The organism is Bacteroides graminisolvens DSM 19988 = JCM 15093, assembly GCF_000428125.1.
Lineage (GTDB): Bacteria > Bacteroidota > Bacteroidia > Bacteroidales > Bacteroidaceae > Bacteroides > Bacteroides graminisolvens.
Genome location: NZ_ATZI01000013.1, coordinates 22470 through 38472 on the forward strand (window position 1 = coordinate 22470; position 16003 = coordinate 38472).

Annotated in this window: 16 protein-coding genes, 1 tRNA gene and 1 pseudogene; 11 read left to right on the top strand and 7 right to left on the bottom strand. The window is 40.4% G+C overall.

Features of this window, described 5'->3' with window-relative positions; translation table 11 throughout:
• Window positions 1-250: 250 nt before the first annotated feature.
• Window positions 251-2377 carry a polyribonucleotide nucleotidyltransferase gene (pnp, locus tag C511_RS0109465; RefSeq protein WP_024996931.1) on the bottom strand — a complete coding sequence of 709 codons (2127 nt, stop codon included), beginning with the start codon at window positions 2375-2377 and terminating at the stop codon, window positions 251-253.
• Between the two features lie 193 nt (window positions 2378-2570).
• On the opposite strand from pnp, the gene C511_RS0109470 reads away from it, so the two are divergent.
• The 3 genes from C511_RS0109470 (at window position 2571) to C511_RS0109480 (ending at window position 4854) form a co-directional block, all read left to right on the top strand.
• Window positions 2571-3722 (top strand): DUF4369 domain-containing protein, encoded by a 1152-nt coding sequence (locus C511_RS0109470; protein WP_024996930.1) that lies wholly within the window; start codon window positions 2571-2573, stop codon window positions 3720-3722.
• Window positions 3723-3907: 185 nt separating this feature from the next.
• Window positions 3908-4372, top strand: a complete 465-nt coding sequence (gene greA, locus C511_RS0109475; RefSeq protein ID WP_024996929.1) for a transcription elongation factor GreA — start codon at window positions 3908-3910, stop codon at window positions 4370-4372.
• 83 nt (window positions 4373-4455) lie between these two features.
• Entirely contained in the window at window positions 4456-4854 is a 399-nt protein-coding gene (locus C511_RS0109480) for an HIT family protein (protein WP_024996928.1), read from the top strand.
• Between the two features lie 55 nt (window positions 4855-4909).
• Here C511_RS0109480 and C511_RS0109485 read toward each other — a convergent pair whose 3' ends face one another.
• On the bottom strand, window positions 4910-5992 hold the full coding sequence (locus tag C511_RS0109485; RefSeq protein ID WP_024996927.1) for a mannose-1-phosphate guanylyltransferase: 1083 nt from the start codon (window positions 5990-5992) through the stop codon (window positions 4910-4912).
• A gap of 147 nt (window positions 5993-6139) precedes the next feature.
• Between C511_RS0109485 and C511_RS0109490 the strand changes: the two genes are divergently transcribed.
• Window positions 6140-6226 (top strand) — tRNA-Leu (locus tag C511_RS0109490).
• A gap of 138 nt (window positions 6227-6364) precedes the next feature.
• A complete protein-coding gene (locus C511_RS0109495) occupies window positions 6365-7174 on the top strand; it encodes a Fic family protein (RefSeq protein ID WP_024996926.1) in 810 nt (269 codons plus the stop codon).
• Between the two features lie 173 nt (window positions 7175-7347).
• On the opposite strand, the gene C511_RS0109500 is transcribed toward C511_RS0109495, so the two are convergent.
• The 5 genes and pseudogenes from C511_RS0109500 to C511_RS18195 form a co-directional block, all read right to left on the bottom strand.
• Entirely contained in the window at window positions 7348-7785 is a 438-nt protein-coding gene (locus C511_RS0109500) for a hypothetical protein (protein WP_034783300.1), read from the bottom strand.
• A gap of 85 nt (window positions 7786-7870) precedes the next feature.
• Complete coding sequence (locus tag C511_RS0109505; RefSeq protein ID WP_024996924.1) at window positions 7871-8233, bottom strand: hypothetical protein; 363 nt, start codon at window positions 8231-8233, stop codon at window positions 7871-7873.
• 20 nt (window positions 8234-8253) lie between these two features.
• A pseudogene (locus C511_RS18340) lies at window positions 8254-8364 on the bottom strand (cytochrome C biogenesis protein CycH); the annotation flags it as partial.
• 46 nt (window positions 8365-8410) lie between these two features.
• Window positions 8411-8764 (bottom strand): GNAT family N-acetyltransferase, encoded by a 354-nt coding sequence (locus C511_RS18570; RefSeq protein WP_394356845.1) that lies wholly within the window; start codon window positions 8762-8764, stop codon window positions 8411-8413.
• The gene (locus C511_RS18195; protein WP_211227691.1) at window positions 8691-9458 is read right to left on the bottom strand and encodes a GNAT family N-acetyltransferase; all 768 of its coding nucleotides are present in this window, start codon (window positions 9456-9458) and stop codon (window positions 8691-8693) included. Before C511_RS18195 ends, C511_RS18570 begins: the two co-directional genes overlap by 74 nt.
• Before the next feature lie 224 nt (window positions 9459-9682).
• Here C511_RS18195 and C511_RS0109525 point away from each other — a divergent pair, with 224 nt between their 5' ends.
• The 6 genes from C511_RS0109525 to priA all read left to right on the top strand — a co-directional run bounded on the left by C511_RS0109525 (window position 9683) and on the right by priA (window position 15994).
• The gene (locus C511_RS0109525) at window positions 9683-10360 is read left to right on the top strand and encodes a hypothetical protein (protein WP_148297738.1); all 678 of its coding nucleotides are present in this window, start codon (window positions 9683-9685) and stop codon (window positions 10358-10360) included.
• Between the two features lie 743 nt (window positions 10361-11103).
• A complete protein-coding gene (locus C511_RS0109530) occupies window positions 11104-11733 on the top strand; it encodes a hypothetical protein (protein ID WP_024996922.1) in 630 nt (209 codons plus the stop codon).
• A gap of 39 nt (window positions 11734-11772) precedes the next feature.
• Complete coding sequence (locus C511_RS0109535) at window positions 11773-12336, top strand: cob(I)yrinic acid a,c-diamide adenosyltransferase (RefSeq protein ID WP_024996921.1); 564 nt, start codon at window positions 11773-11775, stop codon at window positions 12334-12336.
• Between the two features lie 73 nt (window positions 12337-12409).
• Window positions 12410-12631: a DUF2795 domain-containing protein gene (locus C511_RS0109540; RefSeq protein ID WP_002558131.1), complete on the top strand. Its 222-nt coding sequence runs from the start codon at window positions 12410-12412 to the stop codon at window positions 12629-12631.
• 144 nt (window positions 12632-12775) lie between these two features.
• A complete protein-coding gene (locus C511_RS0109545) occupies window positions 12776-13423 on the top strand; it encodes a porin family protein (protein WP_024996920.1) in 648 nt (215 codons plus the stop codon).
• Window positions 13424-13534: 111 nt separating this feature from the next.
• Entirely contained in the window at window positions 13535-15994 is a 2460-nt protein-coding gene (priA, locus tag C511_RS0109550) for a replication restart helicase PriA (RefSeq protein ID WP_027318086.1), read from the top strand.
• The last annotated feature ends 9 nt before the right edge of the window (window positions 15995-16003 follow it).

Sequence of the window (16003 nt, forward strand, 5' to 3'; positions counted from 1 at the left end):
TCCAGATTACTTCTTTAATGTTAAATAGTAAATTTTTGGAGCATAAAATTCATTGGAAAGAAATTTTCTTTTATCTTTGCGCTTGTGTTAAGTTAATAAATTGATTAAGGTCGATTTTTGACTGTTTCGAATCGGAAAGTATGGGGGTACTTTCCGATTCTCTTTTTTGGTACCAGTCTGATTTATGGATATAAAAAAGCCCGATCGCATATTTGCAACCGGGCCATATTATTTAGTCAAAAAAGACTGTTTACTTTTTCTCGGGACGAGGGAATAAAACCTTTCTGGAAAGTTTGAATTTACCAGTTTTTTGATCCACATCGATCAATTTAACTTCAATCTCGTCGCCCTCTTTGATACCAGTTTCCTCCACTGTTTCAAGACGTTTCCAGTCCATCTCAGAGATGTGCAACAAACCGTCTTTTCCGGGTAAGAATTCAATGAAAGCACCATAAGGCATGATAGAACGTACTTTTCCTTTGTAAACCTCGCCTACTTCAGGAACGGCTACAATACCTTTGATGATACGCATAGCGCTATCGATAGATTGCTTGTTGGTTCCGGCAATTTCAATTCTGCCCACGCCATCAACTTCTTCAATAGTAATGGTAGCACCTGTTTCCTCTTGCATTCCCTGAATGATTTTTCCACCTGGGCCAATGATTGCACCAATAAATTCTTTAGGAATAGTCAGTGTTTCAATACGAGGAGCATGATCCTTCAAGTCGGCACGAGGCTCTTGAATAGTCTCGGTAATTTTACCCAGAATATGCATACGTCCTTCTTTTGCTTGATTCAAAGCACGTTCCAGAATTTCGAATGATAAACCGTCAACCTTGATATCCATCTGAGTGGCAGTAATACCATCTTTCGTTCCGGTTACCTTGAAGTCCATATCACCCAAGTGATCTTCGTCACCTAAGATATCAGAAAGTACGGCATATTTTTCTTCGCCGGCATTTTTGATCAATCCCATAGCGATACCCGAAACCGGTTTTTTGATTTTCACACCGGCATCCATCAATGCAAGTGTTCCGGCACAAACAGTTGCCATTGATGACGAACCGTTTGATTCAAGAATATCAGAAACCACACGCACTACATAAGGATAGTTTGCAGGAATCATTTTCTTCAAAGCTCTGTGAGCCAAGTTTCCGTGACCAATCTCACGGCGACCTACGCCACGTTGAGCCTTCGCTTCACCGGTTGAGAAAGGAGGGAAGTTGTAGTGAAGAAGGAAACGTTCTTTTCCGTGCACCAATACATCATCAATCATCTTCTCATCGAGTTTGGTTCCCAATGTAACAGAAGTCAAAGACTGCGTTTCACCACGAGTGAAGACTGCTGATCCGTGAGGTCCGGGCAAATAACTAATTTCGCTCCAGATAGGACGAATCTCAGTTGTTTGACGACCATCCAGACGCTTGCCTTCGTCAAGAATGCAACGGCGCATAGCCTCTTTTTCAACATCGTGATAATATTTATTAATTAAACCAACCTTTGCAGCCAGTTCTTCTTCGCTGAAAGTTGCTTTGAATTCCTCGCGAATAGCATCGAAAGCATCCTGACGTTCGTGCTTGTTCTTATTGCCCGATGCTGCAACAGCATAAGCTTTTTCGTAGCAAGCATTATGAACAGCCTGGCGAAGCTCCTCATCATTAACCTCGTGGCAATATTCACGTTTCACAGTTTTGCCAACCGCTTCGGTCAATTCCATTTGAGCTTTGCAATGAACCTTGATTGCTTCGTGAGCCACTTTCATTGCTTCGAGCAGTTCAGCTTCAGAAACTTCGTTCATTTCACCTTCAACCATCATGATGTTCTCATACGTTGCTGCAACCATGATATCCATGTCTGCTTGCTCCAGTTGGTCAAAAGTAGGGTTGATTATATATTTTCCGTCGATACGTGCAACACGCACTTCGGAGATAGGTCCGTTAAAAGGAATGTCCGATACGGCTAGGGCTGCAGAAGCAGCAAGTCCGGCTAATGCATCGGGCATGTCTACACCATCTGCAGAGAACAGAATAATGTTAACATAAACTTCAGCATGATAGTTGTCAGGAAACAAAGGACGTAGAGCGCGGTCTACTAGTCGGCAAGTAAGGATTTCATAATCAGAAGCTCTTCCTTCTCTCTTGGTGAAACCGCCAGGGAATCGACCGTAAGCGGCGAATTTTTCTTTATACTCTACCTGAAGAGGCATGAAATCTGTTCCGGGAACTGCATCTTTAGCGGCACAAACAGTAGCTAGTAACATGGTGTTTCCCATGCGTAGCATGACAGAACCATCTGCCTGTTTTGCCAATTTTCCCGTTTCGAGTGTGATGGTTCTTCCATCACCCAGCTCGATCGTCTTAACAATTGGGTTAATCATAAAAATTGTTTTATCTATATCTTCTTTCAAAATTCGTGCAAAGATATACAATTATCGTGCTAATATCGTGTAAATGAGATAAAAAGTTATTCCATCACTGTTTTTTTTTCGTTCAAAAAGCGAAGATGAGCGCAAAATGCTTTGACTAATCTTTAAAAGAACTATATTTGCAGGCAAAAACATAATCATTATTATGAAGAAAATATCACTCATGGCACTTACTGTGCTAGTACTTAGTTCGTGTAACTCTGACCCGAAATTTAATATCAAAGGAGAAGTTTCCGATGCCGATGGCAAAATGCTTTATTTTGAATCATCCGGTCTGGAAGGTGTTGTGGCGATTGATTCAGTAGAACTGGGTAAAAACGGTTCATTTAGTTTTAAACAGTTGAGACCGGAGTCTCCGGAGTTTTACAGACTAAGAATTGAGGATAAAGTCGTTAATCTTTCGGTCGATTCTACTGAAACCATAGAAGTGAAAGCCCCATATGCAAAGTTCTCGACCGATTATGACGTTGCGGGCAGTGAAAACTGCGTGAAAATTAAAGAGCTTACTTTAAAACAGATTAAACTTCAATCGGATGTAGATGCTCTGTTTAAATCATTACAAGACAATGTAATCACTCACGATGTTTTTGAAGACAGTTTATCGGCTGTGATAACCAAATATAAAGATGATGTAAAAGTCAATTATATATTCTCGGCACCCAATAAGGCAGCGGCCTATTTTGCGTTGTTCCAGAAATTGAATAATTACATGATTTTTGATCCGTTGAACAACAAAGATGATGTGAAATGTTTTGGTGCTGTGGCTACAAGTCTGAACAATGATTATCCTCATGCAATCAGATCCAAGAACCTATATAATATTGTTATAAAGGGAATGAAGAATACTCGTACTCCGGTGCAAAAGACGGTAGAAATTCCTCGTGAAAAGGTAACTGAAGCAGGAGTTATTGATATTGCTTTAAGAGACATAAAAGGGAATGTGCGCAAACTTACCGATCTGAAAGGTAAAGTCGTATTACTGGATTTTACGATCTATCAAAGTGCAGTATCTGCCCCACATAATTTTACGTTGCGTGATTTGTATAATAAATATGCAGCTCAGGGGCTCGAAATCTATCAGGTGTCACTGGATGCAGATGAGCATTTCTGGAAAACAGCAGTTGACAATTTGCCTTGGGTGTGCGTGAGAGATGCCAATGGAATTTACTCACAAATTGCAGCTATATATAATGTAAAACAAGTGCCTGCCTACTTCCTGGTTAACAAAAATAATGAGCTTAGCAAGCGTGGAGAAGACATTAAAGACCTGGATGCAGCTATTAAAGCCTTATTGTAATTTGGCAAATTACGTTTTATTTTGTGTAAACATGTTACAAAGCATCCGTTTTCGCTTGACACGTATTGTTTAAAGCCTTATCTTTGTAGCAGAAAAATAGAGGGAGGGTTCCAGCATGGCTCATGTTGGAATTCTTTTTTGTTTATATGACCATTTGAAAACTAAAAAATATAGGAGAAAAAAACATGGCTTATATGTCTGAAGAAGGCTACAAGAAACTTGTAGAAGAGCTTAGGGTATTGGAAACTGTGAACCGCCCTGAGATATCGCGTCAAATTGCTGAGGCTAGAGATAAAGGAGATTTATCAGAGAACGCCGAGTATGATGCCGCAAAAGAAGCACAAGGCATGCTGGAAATGAAGATAAACAAGCTAAAAGCTATTATCGCCGATGCCAAAATCATTGATGAATCAAAACTGAAAACCGATTCGGTGCAGATTTTGAATAAAGTAGAGCTTAAGAACGTAAAGAATGGTATGAAGATGACTTATACCATTGTTTCTGAAAGCGAAGCTAACCTAAAAGAAGGCAAAATCTCTGTAAGTACACCTATTGCACAAGGTTTGTTGGGCAAGAAGGTAGGTGATGTTGCAGATATTCAAGTACCTCAGGGCAAAATCAGTTTAGAGATCATGAACATTTCGTTTTAAAGTATTAAAAGGTTGAAATAGTATATATTTCAGCCTTTCTTTCTATTAACCCAATCGTATTTAAAAAAAGAAAGGAGCCCTTTATGGCAAGTATTTTTAGTAAGATTATTGCTGGCAACATTCCTTGTTACAAAGTAGCCGAGGATGAACACTTTTTTGCTTTTCTTGATATCAATCCTTTGGTGAAAGGACATACGTTGGTTGTTCCCAAAAGAGAGGTCGATTATATTTTCGATCTGCAAGATGAAGAGCTGGCTGCGTTTCATGTGTTTGCAAAGAGCGTAGCTCGGGCCATTGAACAAGCCATCCCTTGTAAGCGGGTAGGAGTTGCCGTCATGGGACTTGAAGTTCCTCATGCGCATATTCATTTAATTCCCATCAATAAAGAGTCTGATATGATTATTTCCAATCCTAAAATGAAATTGTCGGATTCTGAATTTGCTTCGATAGCAGAATCAATCAGAAAGGCCTGGGAAAAATAAAACAGATATATAAGCTATGTTTTCAAATGAAAAAGGGAGCGAAAGCTCCCTTTTTTTATACATAATCTTCTCCGAGTTTTATTTGCGCATCATTCACGTATTTTCTGATGGCATGCTCCTCGTCTTTCTTGCAAATGAGCAGCACATTGTCTGATTCCGCAATGAGATAACCTTCTAATCCTTCAATTACAGCCAACTTATCAGGCGGCAATGCAATGATATTGTCTTTGCTGTCATACAAAAGCGACTGGCATTTCAAAACAACATTCTTGTTGATATCCTTTGGTGAAAGATCGTACAGAGAGCCCCATGTGCCCAAGTCGGACCAACCGAAATCACCCAAAGCCACATGCACATTGTCGGCTTTCTCCATGATACCAATATCAATAGACACGTTGGGGCAAGTTGGGAAATTCGTATTTATATAAGCTTTCTCTTGCGGTGTGCCATAAATTTCGGCACCGGCACCTAAGTTTGCTGCAACTTCCGGCAAGAAATCTTCTATTGCTTTAATGATGGTGTTGGCACTCCACAAGAAAATACCCGAATTCCAATAAAACTCGCCACTGTCAACAAACACCTTAGCCAGTTCCAGTTCCGGTTTTTCTGTGAATGTTTTCACTTTATAGAAATTATCTGCTTCCTTTTCGGCAACTTGAATGTATCCGTAACCTGTTTCGGGCCTGTTGGGCTTAATACCCAAGGTCAGTAAACGCCCAAATTCAGAAACAAACTCCAAACCCTTATTTATGGCTTCGAGAAATTCACCCTCTTTCAGAATGAGGTGATCGGACGGTGCCACCACTATTTTTGCATTTGCGTTGATGGCCCTAATATGATAGGCGGCCCATGCTATGCAAGGAGCTGTGTTTCTTCTGGTAGGTTCAAGTAAAATCTGCTTCGGGTTCAGGCTTGGTAACTGTTCCTTTACTAAATCAGCATATATATCATTCGTTACAATAAAGATGTTTTCAGCGGGAATCACTTTGCTGAATCTATCGAATGTTTGCTGTAGCAGAGAGCGGCCTGTGCCGAAGAAATCAAGAAATTGTTTGGGTAGTGTTTTGCGGCTGAAAGGCCAGAACCGGCTTCCGATTCCTCCTCCCATTATCACACAATAGTTATCCTTATTCGTCATGATATTGACTGTTTTTAAAGTTTCCGCTAATGTAGGATTTATTTCGTTAAAAGGAATGTTTTGTTAGTTATTTATTGTTTTTCTGCGGATTTTTAAGGGAAACTCTTGCAGGTTTAGAAAAAAGCCGTATCTTTGCACCGCAATTAAGCCCAGATGGCGGAATCGGTAGACGCGCTGGTCTCAAACACCAGTGGATTCACTTCCATCCCGGTTCGACCCCGGGTCTGGGTACCACTAAGAAAGCTAAGTATTGATTATTCAGTACTTAGCTTTTTTGCTTTAATATAAGACACAGAAGTGTCAACTTTGTTTGGTGAAACAAAATAAAAACAGTACTTTTGAAAATAGATACAGTCACTTAAGTAGCAATCCATGGAACAAGGAATTTGGCAAGAGATTGAAGCACTGCAGCGTCAGTTCGTAAAACTAGGTATCAGTGAAGCGGTGGACTATGAGAAGTACTACCTCTATTCGCTCATTGCCAACTCTACTGCTATCGAAGGTTCTACCCTGACTGAATCAGAAGCGCAACTGCTTTTTGACGAAGGTGTTGTAGCCGGTGGTAAACCTCTTCTTCATCACTTGATGAACGAGGACTTGAAGAACGCCTACGAGCTGGCGATAAGAGAAGCCAAAGAGAAAACACCTATTGCTTCTGCATTTCTACAAACCCTCAATGCTGCATTGATGCATTCCACAGGAGGCATTCACAGCGTAATGGGTGGCTCTTTTGATTCCTCGAAAGGTGAGTACCGCCTCTGTGGAGTTACAGCTGGCATCGGTGGTCGCTCTTATATGAGCTATCAGAAAGTCCCTTCAATGGTTACTGAACTGTGTAACTATCTGCAAAAGCGTATCGCCACAGCATTCACTATTCAAGAACTATACGAACTTAGTTTTAATGCTCATCTAAATCTGGTAACCATTCATCCGTGGGTAGATGGAAACGGACGCGCTTCTCGTCTGTTGATGAACTATATCCAATTCCTCTATAACCTTTTTCCAACGAAACTCTTCAAAGAAGATAGAGATGAATATATTCTTGCCTTGCGCCAGTCGCAAGATGAAGACAGTAACCAATCTTTCTTGGCATTTATGGCAGGGCAATTAAGAAAGTCCCTTTCCTTAGAAATTGAGCGGTTTGATGCTTCGCAGAAGAAAGGATTCAGTTTTATGTTTTGAGTACGGAGTACGGAGTACATTGAGGATGTTATTAGGTGAAATGCAGTACCTGAAGTATTTTGATTATCTGTCCTTCGTTTATGCCAAATGGTTTTTGTGATTCTCACGAATGATTATAAAATTTTACACATTGTTCAAAAGGTTATTTTATTATCAAAGTTTTGTTATAACAATTACAACCAGATACTTGCTCCAATCCTGAACCCGATGTAGCGTTTCAGGTTCATCTCTTCAAGTAGAAAGCCTTCGGTCTTAGCAGTCATTCCTAAATTTAGAGATAATCCTTTAACTCCTTTTATTCCTGAATAGACCCTGTATTTTCCTGTTAAATCAATGGCAGTTCCAAGTTTCCCCGAGTTTTCAGCGAAAGCCAATGCTCTAGGTTGTATCCAGCCGTGCAAAGCAGCATCAATAGCGATGTTTTGTGCTACTGATATATTGTATAAATCCGCTCCCAATGCGGGAAACCATGTATTTTTGTTTTCATATTGTCTTAAATAAAAATGAGCATTGACGGACTTTGTTGTTAGCCAGAAATGTTCGTCAATGTAATCTCCAAAGGGAACCATGCCATAGCCCAAAGCGAAATTCCCGTTGCATTTGCTATTCAACTTAAAACCGGTTTTTCCAAGAAGTAGTGGGTCTACTAAATTTAAAAGCGAACGCCAGCCTACTCTTTTTACGAATCTCTTCTCTTTATTTGTTAAATCGTTGTGAAATACTTCCTATTCCTTTGTAGGTAAGTATGGAACGATGCCCTTCTTCATGCGTTAAAGGAATGAATATCAAGGAGGCTGCCGATTGCAAAAGTAGATTGCTGAGGTAAATAGGCTTGTTTTTGAAGATTACAATTTTATTTAATTGACGCATGCTTAGTCTATACAGACTTAAATAATTTTCGTTGGCCTGGCGCATGGTAAAGAGCTTGGCAGGAGAGTCGATCAGAAGAAAAGAATACTCTTTTACTGCCAATGAATCTTTACTTCTGTTTTGTGAAGCTGCATTCACTACTAAAACAAATAATAGAAGTAATGTAATATATGATCTTTTTTTAATCATGAGCAATTTCGAATCTAAAGTTAGTCATGGTTCTTATTGTTTATGAGGTTTACCACCACTTTTACCATGGTGTCTTTCTCTTCAGTACTGCTTTCAGCAATCATTAGAGTCAGGGCAACTAGTGCTCCGTCCTACCCATCACTTGCCTTATGTATTAAACGTTCTAACACTCCCCGTTTACTCTGATTTAAACTCGTCCTTGTCATATTCTTCTTTCAGCATTGAATAATACAATCGATCAACATATTTGCCATCTGTATAAAAGAAATCACGTAGAGTTCCTTCATACGTAAAATTACATTTTCTTATAACGCCCTGCGAAGCTATATTCCCTTCTTTGTGGCAGACTTGTACTTTGTGGAAATTGACATGGTTAAAACAAAAATTCAGAATGGCTTTTACCGCTTCTGTTGCATAGCCCTTACGATGAAACTTGCTTCCTAAAGCATATTCTATCTCACAAAAAATGGTTTTTGTTGTCGATAAGAAAAATGGCAACTTGTCCGATGCATATACCGGACTCCTTTTCAATAATTGCCCAACGATAGTAATCTGGATTTTTGTATGAGTTAATGTATTTATCTAATAGTGCTCTGACTTCTTCTTTTGTTATGTATACCGGTTCGCAGTACAAGGACTGAATTGTTGAATCGCTAATCCAGTAGACCAGCATATCGTTATCGTCTGTGTACTGAAAGGGTCTTAGTGTAAGCCTCTCTGTATTGATGACTGTTGTTCCGCAGTGTTTTAGCGTATCATCCAAAGTATAATAGTTCGCTTTCGGGTCAAAAACAAAACCGTTACCGAGTAATGCTTTGCAAGAAGCTATGTTGTCACTATCCGGCTGAACTATGATCTTAGCATGTGGGTATTGTGTTTTAATACGTTCAACCAGCAATCTGATTATTTGCTTGCCATAGCCTTTGTGCAGATAATCTTCTTCCCCGATAAAGTAGTCGATGCTGAATAATTCATGTGGCCGATCTACAGTGTACCAATCTTCCTTAGCGACAAAGCAGTCGTAATATTGTCCAAAACCAATAGGGTGGTTTTCTTCTTGTGCAATGAAATGGTTGAGAAAGCTAAAGTTGCCTTTTCTTTCTTTGATCTCATTTAGCCATTCATCGGCATCGTTATACCACTTCAACACGTGTTCTTTGTTTAACCAGCAGGTTAGTTGCCGGATGTGGCTATCTTGAACGGGAACTAATTTTAATTTTTCCATATCGATATAGTTTTATTCTGAATATGAGCTGTTTACAAATGTAGTAATTTGATTTCACTTAAAGATCATTCCTTTCAATGTACTTGTATGGTAAAATGTATTTTGTACCTTTACCTCATAATTAATCAGTTGATGGCTAACCAATGAATTCAGTTCAACTTTCTAGTAATCAAATTCAGAGAATAGAGTCTTTCCTACGGAGAAAAGGGATTGAGGTAACTAATATGGAGAGTTTTACTTTTATGACCAGATATGATTTGAGCACCTCGATAAAGTGTAAACCTCAATTCCGAAATCTGGCCGGACCGGGAGTCTTTACTTTCAGGCTAAAGTCGGGTGCTCTTCGTGCTTTTAAACTATATCCGTATCGTTTACGCTACAGCTACCTGATTCAGTATCTTATAGAAAAAAAGATTCCGTTTATAAACTATGTTTCTCAAGAAAAAAGGGATATGGATTTATGTTACATAGAGTTTCCCGGTTTTTCTATGCGATTAGCTTATTTTACCTTACTGGCTTTAATTTTGACTTTTTCTTCTATTTTTCTTTTCCTGCACCAACCGCTTTCTGTAGCGATATTTGGTGTTGCATATTTGTTGTTGGGTGTTTGCCTATTATACCATGGCGTTTTGAAGCAACATTCACTTGTCTTTGATGCTCATAATCTCATTTTGCGTAATTATTTTCAAAAGAAAGTAATACCGTATCATGAGCTGAAGAAAGTAAACTTCGGTGGTAGAAACCATTATAAAAATGTTCATCCGTTTTTCATGGAGATACTTGATGTTCAAAACAACTATCATGTATTTTTTCTTGGTAACGTTAATAAGAAAAATATGATAAGTGCGGTTGAATGTCTCAAAGCGCATGGCATTGATGCTACTTCAGAAGCTATTATATAAACAAAAATTATCTGCTACTTACAAAACCTTGTGCACACCCGGGTGTACAACTATCATACACCCGGGTGTACGGAACTTGTACATGGGGGTGTACAAAGTCTGTACATCCGGGTGGAGACGAAAATTGCTCACTTGCAAAATAAATCGCAGTAGCATACTAACTAAAGATTCTATATATAAACAATAAGTGACTATAAACTTGTAAGAAATTAGTGCCAAAAAAGTTGGTGATACTTGGTGATACTTGGTGAGGCTTTTTTTTAGGCAAGTGTCACCCAGAATTGTCTGATTATCAGTTTGTTACAAGGTTGGTGATACTTGGTGATACTTTATTTCATACTTTTTATGAGACCTTGCGGAACAAAGCACTGCTATTCTTTAAAAGAAGTCAAACTTTTATTTTTAATATTAATTCATATTTACATAGTTTGCATATCATTTATTTTGTTCGTATCTTTATTCCGTTGAATTACAGAGGATAACATAACGTTGATTATATTAATATATATGCGTTTATCATGCATTTATTAAGACTTACTCTTCGACGTTTACCCTAAATGTATCGACAAAAGGCTTAATTTGGCGGTTTTTATTGTTTTCAATAACAATCGATATATTCTCTCTTAAAGTTTGTTTTAGATGGATATTAGTTTCAGGTCTCGCAGTTGCGGGACCTGTTTTTTTATATCGGCTCCTCGTTATTACTTAAAAATAGTATCTTTGTGCTCCTATTTTTTATGTATATGAGTATCATACGTAAATTGAAGCATCCGTTTATCTGGCTTTCGCGTTTCCGTAATCGTTGTGGTTATGGAGTGCACTCGCCTTTTGCCTTTAACTTTATTACGAATGTAATTTATGAAAGGCTTCCTTATTATGCATACAGCACATTGCCCATGCAAGAAAGGGAGCTGGCTCGTCATAACAAAGGGAGAATGTTTTTCTGGGAGAGCCGAAAGGTGAGCCGGCTTTTGTTTCGATTGGTTAACATGGCTCAGCCCGATGTGATAGTGCATGTGGGGAGGCGGTCATCGGCTGCTGTGTATTTGCAAGCTGCCAAAACGACTGCTACTTATTTATATGCCGAATCGTTTTCGGAAGTTTCTTTGAATGATGGAATGCCTATTGATTTTTTGTTTGTCGATGCCGAGGCTGCTTTGCTTACTGCTCAGGTTCTTGACAATCTGCTGAGTCGCCATTCTTTGCAATCAATCTATGTTTTTCGGGGCATTGGTTATGGCAAGGAGATGAAGGCTTGCTGGAAAAAATTGCAGGATGATGAGCGGACGGGCATTACGTTTGATCTTTATGACCTGGGTATTGTTTTCTTTGATAAAAAGAAGATAAAACAACACTATACGGTCAACTTTTAGTGGGTGGCTGCTGTTAATCTTTTACTAATAAGCAATGATATGAAGAAAAGTTTAGTATATACGAAGACGGGTGACAAAGGACGTACCGGACTGATTGGGGGTACGCGGGTGTTGAAAACGGATGCACGGCTCGAGGCTTATGGCACGGTAGATGAGCTCAATGCTCATTTGGGGGTGCTCATTACTTATCTGACTGAAGAGGGTGATGCCGAGTTTCTGCGCGTAGTGCAGGACAAGCTTTTTGGTGTGGGGTCTTATCTGGCAACGGATCAGGAGAAGACCGACTTGCATGCCGTAAGTATCATCAAGCCCGAGGATGTGGAAAAAATAGAACTGGCTATTGATGAAGCCGATAACGGATTGCCGGCTATTAATAATTTTGTACTTCCCGGTGGCGCCAGGGCTTCGGCTTTCTGCCATGTGTGCCGAACGGTTTGCCGCCGTGCCGAAAGGCGTATCTTGGCTTTGACGGATCATTTGACTATTGATCAGAATTTATTGGCTTATATCAACCGTCTGTCCGATTATCTTTTCGTTTTATCACGTAGGATTAATTTTCTGGAGAAAAAAGACGAAATATTTTGGAATAATCGTTGCAAATGAAGTATTTTATTATACTTTTGCCGAAAATATAAAAAAAGAGGAATAATATTCACATTTTAAATACTGTAAAACTATGTATTGGACGTTGGAATTAGCATCAAAATTGGAAGATGCACCTTGGCCTGCTACCAAGGATGAGCTTATCGATTATGCAATGCGGTCGGGAGCCCCTCTTGAAGTAATTGAAAACCTTCAGGAAATGGAGGATGAGGGTGAAATTTATGAAAGCATTGAAGATATTTGGCCCGATTATCCGAGTAAAGAAGATTTCTTTTTTAACGAAGAGGAGTATTAAAACTACAATAGATAGAAAGAATACGAAGCCTGGTGATTTGTTACCGGGCTTTTTTTGTGTTTCACATTGTAAACAAAAGGGGCTCGCAGGGCGTTCCTTAAAAAGAATTTCTTACTTTTGCAGAAATATTAAACTTTATGACTTATGAAAAAATGGATTACTCTTTTTACTGTGACTGTTTGTTTGGCTATGGCTATGCCGGCTAAAGCACAAATTAAGTTTGGTGTGAAAGGCGGTTTGAATTTGGCTTCGGCTTCACTTTCTGATGCATGGGATGCTAAAGGAAATGCAGATAATTATACCGGCTTTTTTATTGGCCCAATGGTAGACATTACAATACCTATTATAGGATTAGGTGTTGATGGTGCTTTGATGTATGCTCAAAAAGGAACGAAGTTTTCTTATGAGGAAGATAAAATTTCAAAAGAAAAGACTTTCAAACAACAGGGTGTTGAGATTCCTATCAATCTGAAGTATTCTATTGGATTAGGTAGTCTGGCCAGTCTTTATTTCGCTGCCGGTCCCAGTTTCTTTTTTAATATGAACTCTGACGATGACTTGACTTTTGATTCGGTGAAAGGTTCGCTGGATTATGATAAGTCCGAAGTGTCACTAAACCTGGGTGCCGGTGTGAAGTTACTCAAACATCTTCAGTTGGGTGTTAACTACAACATGGGGTTAACTGATTCGGCAAAGGCGAAGATTGATAGTCCTTCTAGTGCATGGGATGCCATTAATGGTGAATCTTATAAATCAAAGATGTGGCAGGTTTCTGTGGCTTACTTGTTCTAGAATTCTTAGAATTTATAGATATGCGAAGATAGAGGGGTTTAGGCTCCTCTATTTTTTTGCGCTGATACTACGCTGCTTTACATAAGAACTTTTTTGTACCTTTGCTCTACGATGAAAAAATATGTAGATGTTATATTGCCTTTGCCACTGAACGGAACTTATACGTATGCCGTTCCCGATGACTTGTCTCTGTCTGTTGAGGCGGGCTGCCGGGTGGTGGTTCCTTTTGGGAAAAAGAAGTATTACACGGCAATTATCAGCAATGTGCATTATTGTCCGCCTTCGGAGTATGAAGTAAAGGAGTTGTTTGCTGTGCTGGATGATTCGCCTGTGTTGTTGCCTCTTCAATATCGGTTCTGGCAATGGCTTTCGGGATATTATTTGTGTCCCCTGGGTGATGTCTATAAGGCAGCCATGCCTTCGGGGCTGAAGCTGGAAAGTGAAACGATGGTGGAATATAACCCTGACTTTGAATCGTTGCAGCCTTTGTCGGCCAAGGAACAATTGGTTCTTGACTTGCTGTCTGCCGAACATGAGCAGTGCGTAAGCAAACTGGAGAAAGACAGCGGAATAAAAAATATACTGACCGTCATTAAATCTTTGCTCGACAAAGGGGCGCTTTTTGTGAAGGAGGAGCTACGCCGAAACTATAAACCACGCACGGAGGTGCGGGTTCGCTTGTGCAGCGAAGTGGCTCACGAGGAGAAGTTGCAAGCTCTGTTTACTGAACTGGGAAGGGCGCCTAAGCAATTGGCCTTGCTGATGAAATACCTTGAACTGTCTGCCTTTATGGGAACGGGAACGTTGAAAGAGGTTTCCAAGAAGGAACTTCTAAAGCAAGCCGATGTTTCGGCCAATGTGTTTGCTGCATTGGTTGACAAGCGGTTGTTTGAGGTGTATGATTTTGAGGTGGGACGCTTAACAAATGCTTTGGCTAATGTGTTGCCTTTAAATCCGCTGAATGAGTTTCAACGCAAAGGGTATGCCGAGGTGGTGGAGTCTTTCAAACAAAAGAATGTTTGTTTGCTGCACGGGGTTACGTCAAGCGGTAAAACGGAAATTTACATTCACTTAATTGCCGATGCACTGGCGCAGGGAAAGCAGGTGTTGTACTTGCTTCCCGAAATAGCGTTGACTACTCAGATTACAGAACGCTTGCAGCGCGTGTTTGGCTCCAAACTGGGTGTGTATCATTCTAAATTTCCCGATGCAGAGCGGGTGGAGATTTGGCAGAAGCAGTTGAGCAATGAGCCGTATGATGTGATTCTGGGTGTGCGCTCGTCGGTCTTTTTGCCGTTCAGCAGGTTGGGACTGGTCATTGTCGACGAGGAGCATGAAAATACGTATAAACAGCAGGATCCGGCTCCGCGTTATCATGCACGCAACGCAGCCATTGTATTGGCTTCTATGTATGGTGCCAAAACGCTGCTGGGCACGGCAACGCCGTCTATCGAGAGTTATTTCAACGCGCAAACGGGTAAGTATGGTTTGGTGGAGATAAAAGAGAGGTTTCAGGAGATTCAGCTTCCCGAAATTGTGCCGGTTGACATCAAGGAGTTGTACCGGAAGAAGCGAATGACGGGGCCGTTTTCTCCGCTTTTGCTCAAGGAGATTACCGATGCGCTGCAACGGGATGAACAGGTTATTTTGTTTCAAAACCGACGCGGATTTGCTCCGATGATTGAGTGCCGCACGTGCGGATGGGTACCCAAATGCAAGAATTGTGATGTGAGTTTAACGTATCACAAGGGGATGAATCAGCTGACTTGTCACTATTGCGGATACACGTATCAAGTGCCCACGGTTTGTCCGGCATGCGGGGGTGTGGAGTTGTTGCACAGGGGTTTTGGCACGGAGAAAATTGAGGATGACATCAAGTTGTTGTTCCCCGATGTTGCTGTAGCGAGAATGGACTTGGACACTACACGCACGCGAACGGCTTATGAAAAGATTATTGCTGATTTTACGGAAGGAAGAACGCGCATTCTTATTGGTACGCAGATGGTGTCTAAAGGTCTCGACTTTGACCGGGTGAGTGTGGTGGGAATACTCAATGCGGACACGATGTTGAATTATCCTGATTTTCGTTCTTACGAACGGGCTTTTCAGTTAATGGCGCAGGTGGCGGGCCGGGCTGGGAGAAAGCATAAAAGGGGAAAGGTTGTTTTGCAGACGAAGAGCATGGATCATGAGGTGATTGCTCAGGTCATTGATAACCGGTACGAGGAGATGGCGCAAGGACAGTTGGCCGAGAGGCAGATGTTTCAGTATCCTCCTTTCTTTAGGCTTATTTATGTGTATATGAAACACAAAAACAGTGAGTTGCTCGATAAGATGGCGGATGAGATGGCAGGTAAGTTAAAAACGGTTTTGGGTACCAGGGTACTTGGTCCGGATAAACCGCCGGTGGCAAGGATACAGACTTTGTACATTAAGAAGCTGGTGGTGAAGATTGAGAATGATGTTTCCATGAATAAGGTACGGGAGATTTTGTATGATGCGCGACTGGCGATGTTGCAAAATGAACTTTTTAAATCGGCTATCATTTATTATGATGTGGATCCGATGTAATATAGTAGA